4 protein-coding genes are annotated in these 11127 nt (G+C 38.8%); 2 read left to right on the top strand and 2 right to left on the bottom strand.

The annotated features are described in order from the left end of the window. Together E1140_RS05155 and E1140_RS05150 are read left to right on the top strand one after the other, a co-directional pair. Positions 1 to 7521 (top strand): T9SS type B sorting domain-containing protein (locus E1140_RS05155; RefSeq protein ID WP_155179808.1); only part of this gene is annotated, 7521 nt, incomplete at its 5' end. Further along, complete coding sequence (locus E1140_RS05150; RefSeq protein ID WP_155179805.1) at positions 7518 to 8492, top strand: PorP/SprF family type IX secretion system membrane protein; 975 nt, start codon at positions 7518 to 7520, stop codon at positions 8490 to 8492. The genes E1140_RS05155 and E1140_RS05150, both read left to right, overlap by 4 nt. Here E1140_RS05150 and E1140_RS05145 read toward each other — a convergent pair whose 3' ends face one another. Next, positions 8493 to 10214 (bottom strand): phospho-sugar mutase, encoded by a 1722-nt coding sequence (locus E1140_RS05145; protein ID WP_155179801.1) that lies wholly within the window; start codon positions 10212 to 10214, stop codon positions 8493 to 8495. Positions 10215 to 10216: 2 nt separating this feature from the next. Continuing rightward, positions 10217 to 11127: 4-hydroxyphenylpyruvate dioxygenase (gene hppD, locus E1140_RS05140; RefSeq protein ID WP_155179798.1), on the bottom strand; the 911-nt coding region annotated here is incomplete at its 5' end.

Below are 11127 nucleotides of genomic sequence, written 5' to 3'. Positions count from 1 at the left end.
TTTTATACTCTTGAAGTACTTGATAATTCTAATTTTTGTTCTGTAAATACTATAACTTCTTTTATTAATGCGGCTCCTAAACTATTAGAGATTAATTTTGATCCAGTTGTTAGGCCATCCGATTGTGCGCTGGCTGAAGGTGTACTAACCGCATGGGTAGAGTTAAATGGTGATGCATTATCTGACCCACCTGTTATTACAAATGATGAAATCCCTAACTCAGGTAACTTTAGATTTACTTGGTTTTTTGGATTACCCACATCATCTAACCCTAACTTTTATGAAGGTAATATAGGTGACTATTTCACATCACCTGCACTGAATGTCGACCCTAATGATATCTATACAACTGGCCCGGTTGCTGGTGGTGTTCAGAATACAGATTATTTCCAATCCATATCAGCTACAAACGGGGCAACTATTTATGAAAAAGTAAGTGGTACTTATACTGTGGTTGTTGAAGATTTAAGAGGTGGTGGTACTGGCTGTATAGAATATGCCTCATTCTTTTTACCATTCGTGGATGCACAGGTTACAACATTGGTGGAAAAAATTGATGACACTGATTGTGATCCTAATATTGGTAATGGATCTATCGAGGTTATTATTACCGAATCTGATGGAATAACACCTGTTGATCAATCTAAATATGATGTACTGTTGTTTAACTCCACAACTCCTGATTTGACTTCTTATGCCTCAGCAACGGCTGATGCCAGCTTGGTAGAATCCATTCAGCGTTCAGGTTATTCCTCAGATTTTTCAACTGACGAAGATGGTTGGGATGTTGCTTCTAATAAAGTTGGGTTTGTAGCTGATCAGGATAATGTAGAAGGAACTGGTGTTAATGATGCTTTAAAGGTATATATGACCAGCACGGGTAATAATCACCAGTTTAATTTGGATCATATAATTGTAGGTAGAGAGATAACATTAAGTTTTAGGTACTATTTACCATCTACCAACGCCTCAATGGATGGATTTACATTTGGTATAAATGGTGCGCCTAACCTTGATTTAAGAAATGGAGCAGCCGTTTATGATATATGGAGTCCACCAATATCAATAACATTTACTCCAACTGGAACAACTGAATTTTTTAAATTTTATGATGGTTTAAGCCAAACAATTAATTCATTAGATGACCCAAATGATGATTTGATATATTTTACAGATTACAGTATTGTAGATACTAATCTTCCTGAGACTATTTTTAGGAATTTACCTCCTGGCGATTATTCTGTTGTCTCCTATCAAGACTTTGGTTCAAATTGCCCATCTGAATTATTACTAGTTGAGATTAAAGACGCAGCGCAACCCCCTGTACTAACGCCAACAATAGTGCATGATACATGGTGTGATAATTCTGGAAATAATGGTGACGGAAGAATAACTGTAACTCCTTCAATTAATCCAATTGATATCGCTTCTGATGCGCCAAATTCAGAACCGCGTCCTAGAACCTCTTATACATATGTATGGTCAACTGCAGATGGAACTGCTGCTGTCAATGGCTTCACAGAAACCGTTCTTTATAACCCAGTAGGACCTGTCTTTTCATCTTCAACAATTACTGGCCTTGCACCGGGTAATTATCAAGTAACGGTAACGGATGATGATACTGGTTGTCAGACTGTAGCTTCCTATGAAATAATTGATCAGGATGTTGATCCTGCACTAGCTACTTTTGGACTTTCTCCAAGTGATAAATGTTCTCCTGATGAAAATGGAGTTATTGAAATTAATCTTAATAATATAACTCCTAATACTGGTGCACCGACAATAGCAGATTATGCTTTTAACTTGTACTTGAGAGATGACGCAACTAATGCACTTAATTTGCAAACTGAAGGAGTCGCCAATGATTATGTTCTAGATGTTTCCGCTGATCCAACTATTCAGTTTCAGGGATTAACTTCAGGTACTTATTTCTTAGAAATTCAAATGCTAAATTCTACGCTTCAAGGTTTTGGTTGTGTCTCGCCACCAATAGAAGCTGGTGAAATATTGGATATATCTGTTGACCCTGTAGTTGATGAATTAATTACTGCAGACAATAGCTGTAGTCCGATAGCAACTGGTGAGATAAGGGTTGAAGCTAACCCTGCTTCTGTAGGAGTATATACCTTTAATTGGTATGTGGGTACGGACAATACTGCTCCTGGCTTTGTTGATGGAGTAGATGGTAATATATACGGACCAGGTGATACGCATCCAATTGATGGACTAGTACCTGATGATGTAGTGTATATTTCTGACTTGACTCAGAATAACTATACCGTTGAAATTATGGATCCTGATACAAAATGTATCACTACAGAGTCCTATATAGTTGATTACATCCCTCTTGCACCAACAATTACAGCCACCTCAGATGATCAAACACAATGTGATGATGGAGTATTGACCGTTAATGGACAGATATCCATAACACCAGCGATTGATGCTGTGGGGGATTATACCTATGAGTTATTTGAGAGCTTGACTGATTATAATAATGATAATCCTTCTACCAATGTAACAGGATTGAATAGTGGTGTATTCACTGAGTTGTCTGCTGGAACATATTATGTCACTGCTACTAAGTTTCAAGGAGCAGCAGGAGGACTGGGTTGTGAGACACCTGCAGTTTCTGTTGTAATTCAAGATGAAACGGTACAACCAAGTATTGCCATTACTCCATTCTCTAATACATCATGTGATGGAAATTTTGAAGGATCATTTACCATACTAATGTCAACTACTGGTGGTCCTGGAGATGATGCTAATAATCCAACCTATACCTACACAGTAACAGGTGCGCTTACTGGACCAATTGCTGGTGGACCATTCGTAGGAGATGGAGATGATGATGGTACTGATGGAGATAATGATGAATTTACTGGAATACAAGATGATACATACACGATCGTTGCTACAAATAATCTTTCAGGTTGTAGTGTTACAGGTATTGTAACAATTCAGAAAGTTGAAGAGCCCATTATTATTCAAACCGTTGATTTCGATAATAGAACTACCTGTGATTTACCAACAGGTGGTGGGTCTGCCGAGGTTGTTGCAATTACTCCATTAGGGGCTAATCCTATCAACACTGAATATACATTTGAATGGTATGAAACCAGTCTAGGAGGAGATTTTGCTAATGCATCACCTCGTGCGGAGACTGTAAGTTCAATTACTCAATTAGATCAGGGAACTTATTATGTCGTAGCAGTGAGAAATGCAGGATTTTCTCCAGGGTCAGGTTGTGAGAGCCCTCCTTACAGAGTGGATATTGCTGATGACTCTGTTGATCCAACATTTACCGCAACAACATCTGCAAATACATCTTGTGATCCTGGTGCAGGAGAAGGATCATTATTAATAAGCAATGTAGTTGGAGTAGGTGATTTTGATCTTGAAATTACCGGAGCAACAAGTGGTGTGGTATTGGCACGAACCAATGATGCCGTATTGGGAGGTTTCCCTTACACAGCAGGAGGGCTTGGGGAGGATACTTACACCATAACAATTTATGATAATGGAACTGAATGTTTTCTTACTCAGGAAAGAGAAATTGTACTTAGTGAACAGCCTATCATAATAACCAATGGTTCGTCAACTGATCAAGAGTACTGTGACGAAACAGCCCCTGGAGGAGGAGGCTCTGTTACTTTAACAGGAGTAACACCATTAACTGGGGCTTCCATTGTTGCTGAATATGAAATATTCTGGTATAGGGGTGCTTTGGGAGACGATTTTGCTACCGCATCAGCTTTGAGTGGTGGAGTTCCAACTGATACAGATGTAGAGACATTAACTGATTTAGCAGAGGGCACCTATTATGTACAAGTAAGGAGAAGGCTTGGTCAAGTTCCAGGAGCAGGTTGTGAAAGTGCGCCATTTAGGTTGGATGTATTTGATGTAAGTACGGCACCTACATTCACAGCAACAACTTCTGCAAATACTTCTTGTGATCCAGGTTCGGGAGAGGGTTCCTTGGTTGTTGATAATTTTGTCGGAGAAGGCACTTCCTTTGATATAACAATAGATATAGTAGATGCAGGAGGAGTTTTTCAAAGTAATGTTTCAACTACACTTGGTTATGATTTTAGTGGAGGCATTGCTTATACAGAGTTAGGTTTAGGAGAAGGATTTTACCAGATTACTGTAAGAGATGCAACTTCAGATTGTTCATTAATTCAAACAAGAGAAATACTTTTTAGCCAGCAGCCTATCATAATAACCAATGGTTCATCAACAGATCAAGAGTATTGTGATGAAACACTTCCTGGAGGAGGGGGGTCTGTTACTTTAAGTGGAGTTACTCCACTAACAGGGGCTTCCATTGTCGCTGAATATGAAATATTCTGGTATAGGGGAGCTTTAGGAGATGATTTTGCTACCGCATCAGCTTTGAGTGGCGGAGTTCCAACTGACACAGATGTTGAGACTTTAACTGATTTAGCAGAGGGCACCTATTATGTACAAGTAAGGAGAAGGCTTGGTCAGGTGCCCGGTGCAGGTTGTGAGAGTGCGCCATTTAGGTTGGATGTATTTGACGTTAGTACAGCCCCAACTTTTACAGCTACCACTTCAGCCAATACTTCTTGCGACCCGGGTTCAAGTGAGGGTTCATTGGTAGTTGATAATTTTGTAGGAGAAGGTACTTCCTTTGATATAACCATAGATTTGGTGGATGCAGGAGGAGTGTTTCAAAGTAATGTTTCAACTACACTTGCTTATGATTTTAGTGGAGGTATTGCTTATACAGAGTCTAATTTAGGAGAGGGATTTTATCAGATAACCGTAAGAGATGTGACCTCTGATTGTTTCCAAGTTCAAACAAGAGAAATACTTTTTAGCCAACAGCCCATTATAATTCAAACTGTATCTTCAACTGATCAGACACTATGCGACCCATTTAATGGAACAGCTACGGTAACCAGTGTTTCTCCATTAGATGTTGACGGTTTGGGTAACACCATTGATGATGAGTACACTTTTGAGTGGTTTGAAACATCTCTTGGTGGTGACTTTGCTAGTGCAAATCCTAGAGCTGAAATAACAACATCCATTGCTGGTTTACCAGAAGGAACCTACTATGTACGTGCCACACGTGGAGCATTTGGTCCGGGAGCTGGCTGTGTTAGTGCACCGTTCAGAGTCGATGTATTTGATGTAAGTGAGGATCCGATATTGTCATATCAAATTCCTGAACCAGATATCAACTGTTTTACAGATGCAACTCAAGGTAATGGATCGGTAACTGTAAATTCTTCTGTAGATATAGTTACCTGGGATTGGTTCGAGCGAGATCTTAATGATAATGGCATATTTAATGAGGCAGTTGTTGATGATGAACCTTTAACAGCTGATGATACGAATTTTACGGCCACTTCAATAACCTATTCCGGTTTGGCCCCTGGAACTTACAGATTGATGGCTACTGATGTTAATGGTTGTGAAAATACCACAGAGGTAGAAATAATTAGAGATGCAACTCAAAGTACACCAAATGTTCTAGCAGTTGATATCATTAAAACAACTACATGTGGTGGTAACGGATCATTTGAAATAGTGGAGATTTCTTTAGGTAACCCTAATGATGCCAGCAACCCGAATGCATCAATCACTGACCCAATTAGGATTGCTACAGAATTCAGCTATCAATGGTTTTTTGAGACTATTGATGCCGCTGGTGAATTAGTTGGAGAAGTTGGCCCTTCACTTTCGGACGTAGCGGAGGGTTCTTATTTTGTGATAGTTACAAATATAGCCACTACATGTGAGTCAATTCCAAAAGAAGTAGTAATGGAGGGTGATGAAATTAATTACCCTAATATAGTACTTGAGCAAACAGTACCACAGTTAAGTTGTCAGTCTCCACCTTCCGGAGAATTAACGGCAACGATCACCGAGGACAATGCTACAGTTCCGGCAGGACCATATACATTTGAGTGGCTGTATGAAGGTGGAACACTGCCAATTAATGACGCCACTGGAAGACCAATAGAACCTGTGATAACAGGAAATATTAGTGTTTTGGATAGCTTACCCGTAGGAAGATTTGATGTTACAGTTACCAATCAAGCAACAGGATGTACGGTTACAGCACTCTTTATCATTGAAAATGAGAGCGAGGAATTTATTCCTGTAATTAATACTGGAACTGAACCTGTAACTAATTGTGTGTCTCCTAATGGAGGTATATTTGGTAAGGCAGTTCCATTTACAGATGCTAATGGTGTAAATACTTATCCATTGCTGCCGTATGACTATGATATAGATATTTATACCGGTGACTTGTCAGGAACTTTGACGGATACATCGCCACCGGGCGATTTGGCTAGCGTCAGTGGTACTTCAGCAGGAGTTAACCTATTAGCTAGTAATGTTCCCGCAGGTTTTTATACCGTGAGAATAATTGATAATAAGACCGGTTGTTATTCTGTGAAAGCAGATCAGGTATTTGATAGACAAACTGTTCCAGTGGTTGAGGTTGTTGAAGATAATCCTTTGATCAATTGTGATCCGGCTAGAGCAAATGGTCAGCTTTCTGCAACTGCTGATGGCGGAAGAGTTGGAGGCTTTGACTTTAGATGGCATGCAGGAACAGATACAACTAGTACTGTTATTGGTAATCAGAATAGGTTGATTGGTCAGGGGGCAGGAGTATTTACTGTGGTAGTAACTAACCAGACCAGTGGATGTATTGCTGTAATGTCTGGTGAAATTACTGATGGCACCTTGCCAGCCCCAACACCAACACCAGAGTTAATTTCTGATAGGCAATCATGTATAGAGCCTGATGGTTCATTGAACGTTTCCGTAGATGGTGAAACAGCAGGCTATACCTTTAACTGGTATGATGATGCTGATGGTGGAGGTACCATGATCTCTGATAATCCATTCATTATTAATCTTGATATTGGTAATTACTCTGTGGTAGCCATTAATAATACTACTGGCTGCGAATCTTTACCTGCGAATATATCTGTAGGGGATGCCAGACTGGATCCTGAGTTTACGTTTGAGACAGAAGGTTCTAAATGTGATGAGGATACTGGTTTAGCTAGAATTATTATTACAAATGAAGCTCTTGTTAATGAGGTATTCTGGACTGATTTAACTTCAGGTGCAGGTTTAGGGCTAGGTAGTGAAATCAATTTCTTGGCTCCTGGTGATTATCAGGCAGATGTTACAACCTTCTATGGTTGTGAGGGAACAGGCACCGCTACAGTAGGGACTGTGATAACCAACTATAATTTGGTAACTTCAGATGGAGATGGATTTAATGATAATTTCCAGATTGATTGTATCACTAACTTCCCTAACAATAATGTTAAAATATTTAATAGAGCAGGGGTGCTAGTGTATCAAATTGACGGATACAATAATGAAGATAAGTCATTTGTTGGCCTAGGAGAAGATGGGATTTACCCAATAGGAGAGGAATTGCCAAATGGGACCTACTATTATGTTATAGATAAGCGAGACGGGTCTGAATTGATTGCTGGATTTTTAGAATTAATAAGATGATATTAAAGAAAATATTAAATATTGTCCTAATAATAAATGTTGCTTGCTTACAAAATGTATTTGCGCAGCAGCAGAGACCTGTACAGTCATTATACATGTTTGATCAACTATTGATCAACCCTGCTTATGCAGGCAGTCAGGTGCAATTAAGTGCTACTTCAATCTATAGAAACCAATGGGTAAACCTAGAGGGGTCGCCTGAAACTGTAACGGCATCTTTGCAGTCCAGTATGCTCAACAATAGAATGGGGCTGGGACTTGTTGTTGGTAAAGATGTTTTAGGAGTGCATGAAAATATTACTTTGTTCGGTAGTTATGCTTACAGAATACCTTTGCCAGGAGGTGCAAGCCTGTCCATGGGTCTCCAGGCTGGGTTTGATAGATTACAATCCGATTTTACAAAAACTACAGTTCCATCTGCAAACCCAAACACTGGTAATGTATCTGGTTCTAGCGACCCCTTCTATAATGCCACAAGCGCATTTAATCCTAATTTTGGTGTGGGGTTCTTTTATACAAATAGAAGATTTTATGGTGGGATATCGGTGCCTTACATCCTGGAAAATGACATCATACAAGATGTAGAGACTGGAAATCTAACAACTGAATCTGTGAAAAACACGAGAAATTATTTTGTTACAGGCGGCATGACTTTCCCTGTTGACCCTAATTTTAAAGTATTGGGATCAACGCTCTTGCGTTTTCAGGATGGTGCGCCACTAAGCTTCGATGTTAATGCTTTGGGAGTGATAAAAGAAAGTGTGGGTATAGGAGTAGGGTATAGACTAAAGGAAGGCATGATCTATATGTTTGAGCTCAAAATAAATGAAAATTTTCATGTAGGCTATGCCTATGATCTTACCTTCTCAAGCATTAATAGAGTATCTAATGGTTCGCACGAACTGATGATTAACTACAGAATTAAAATTCAAAGATGGCATAGAGGGCTTGAGTGCCCATCTTATTTCTAACTAGAGCTTTAAATCTGCTTCTATTTCATTTAATAAGTTATCCAGCTCATTATTTTTCAACTCGTAGTCTTGGGCGTTATTAAGTTTTGTGTTGGCACTTAAATAAAACTTTATTTTTGGTTCTGTGCCTGATGGTCTGGCTGAAATTTTATACCCATCCTCTGTTATAAATTGCAACACGTTAGATTTTGGATAATCAATTGCCTTCTCAGTGTTTGAACTAAGGTCTTTTTTGATACTTAATTGATAGTCAATAACCTCTTTTACTTTCGAACCTGCAAATGACGTAGGAGGAGTGTTTCTGAAATCGGTCATCATTTGAGCAATTTCCTGCTCACCCTGCATGCCTTTTTTAGTTATAGAAATTAGCTTCTCCTTATAAAAACCAAATTTAACATACATTTCAATCAGCAGGTCATGAAGAGATTGACCATTATGGGCCGCATAAGCACACATTTCGGCAATCATTGCGCAAGATGATATAGCGTCTTTGTCTCTTACAAAATCCCCTATTAAATAGCCGTAGCTTTCTTCACCACCAATGATAAATTCTTCTTTCCCTTTCAATTGTTTAATAAGGTCAGCTATGAATTTGAAACCAGTAAGGGTGTCATATGACTTAACATTATAATGAGCGGCTATATCATTGATAAGGCCTGTCGTTACGATGGTCTTAATTACGCATTCATTGCCTTTATATTTGCCTAGCTCTTCCCATCTTCTAAGTACATAGTATACAAGTAAGCTGCCCGTCTGATTTCCGTTTAACAATGTAAAATCACCGTCATCAGATTTGATAGCAATACCAACTCTGTCTGAGTCTGGATCGGTGGCCAAAACTAGTTCAGCATCCAGTTCTTTAGCCTTTTCAATTGCCAACTTAAGTGCTTCGCGTTCTTCAGGATTTGGATAAACAACGGTAGGAAAATTACCGTCAGGAGTACTTTGCGCTTCAACGACATGAACATTAGTAAAACCAATATTCTTAAGGCACTCAGGGACCATTTTATAGCCAGTACCGTGAATTGGTGAATAGACTATCTTAATATCATGCTTTGCTTTAATGGCATCAGGAGAGAGTGAGATTTTCTTAATTTCAGCTAAATACTTAGCATCAATTTCTGATCCTATTTTCTCAATTAGTTCAGGCTTACTCTCAAAATTAACCTCTCCAGGCCCATTGATAGCTTTTACTTCAGTAATCACATTTTTATCATGAGGAGCTATTAGCTGTGCACCGTCATTCCAGTATGCCTTATAACCATTATATTCTTTGGGGTTATGAGAGGCGGTTAACACTACACCACTATGACAGTTAAGCTCTCTGATGGTAAATGATAGTTCTGGAGTTGGCCTTAAAGATTCAAACAAATAGACTTTGAAATCATTGGCAGAAAAAACATCAGCTACAATTTGTGCAAATTTTTGACTATTGTTTCTACTATCACAAGCTATGGCAACTTTGATTTGCTCGTTCGTAAAGCTCTTTTTCAAGTAGTTGGCAAGACCCTGAGTAGCCATGCCTATGGTATATTTATTCATGCGGTTTGACCCAACACCCATAATGCCTCTTAAGCCACCAGTGCCAAATTCCAAATCTTTATAAAATGCTTCGGTTAAAGCATTATTATCTTTTTTAAGCGCTTCTATTTCTGCTATTGTCTCCGCATCAATACCACTGCTGATCCACTGGTCTGCTACTTGAACTACATCTCTTGTCATTATTATAAATTACCTCTAAGTTCTTGTTCTCTTTCTATTGCCTCAAATAGTGCTTTAAAGTTTCCTTTTCCAAATGATTTAGCGCCTTTTCTTTGGATGATTTCATAAAATAATGTCGGTCTATCCTGCACTGGCTTGGTGAATATTTGCAGTAGATACCCTTCATCATCTCTATCAACAAGTATGTTGAGCTTTTTAAGAGGCTCTAAGTCTTCATCAATTTCTCCAACTCTGTCTAGAAGATCATCATAATAGGTGTCAGGAACCACAAGGAAATCAACTCCTCTTTTTCTAAGTTCAGAAACCGTATAAACAATATCATCTGTGGCAATAGCAATGTGCTGCACCCCTGATCCTTTATAAAAATCTATATATTCTTCGATTTGGGATTTCTTCTTACCCTCGGCTGGTTCATTTATTGGAAACTTAATATAACCATTGCCATTAGAAACTACTTTAGACATTAAAGCTGTATACTCTGTGCTTATGTCCTTATCGTCAAATGTGATAAGCAGTTTGAAGCCCATTACATCTTCATAAAACTTAACCCACTTATTCATTTGACCCCAGTCAACATTGCCAACGCAATGATCAACATATTTTAAACCTATGGGCTCTACTTCTAATTCAGTTGATTTTGGCTGAAACCCTGGAAGGAAAGCTCCTTTGTAATTCTTGCGTTCAACAAAAGTATGGATAGTATCTCCATAAGTTTTAATAGCAGCAACAACTACTTCTCCATTATCATCATTTAAAACTTTAGGCTCAAAAGCAACTTCAGCTCCACGCTTTGTTGTTTCTTCAAAGGCACTTCTGGCATCATCCACCCAAAGGGCTAATACTTTTACACCATCACCATGCTTTCTTACATGGTCATTTATTTCTGAATCAGGAACTAATGATGAAGTTAATA

The organism is Fulvivirga lutimaris (assembly GCF_009711525.1).
GTDB classification, from domain to species: Bacteria; Bacteroidota; Bacteroidia; order Cytophagales; family Cyclobacteriaceae; genus Fulvivirga; species Fulvivirga lutimaris.
The sequence above is the reverse complement of the archived record's forward strand: the minus strand, read 5'-3'. Positions and strand labels throughout refer to the sequence as shown.

Excerpts from the sequence above, each read along its gene's own strand:
- E1140_RS05150 (WP_155179805.1), top strand. The coding sequence starts at position 7,518 with ATGATATTAAAGAAAATATTAAATATTGTCCTAATAATAAATGTTGCT.
- E1140_RS05145 (WP_155179801.1), bottom strand. The coding sequence starts at position 10,214 with ATGACAAGAGATGTAGTTCAAGTAGCAGACCAGTGGATCAGCAGTGGT.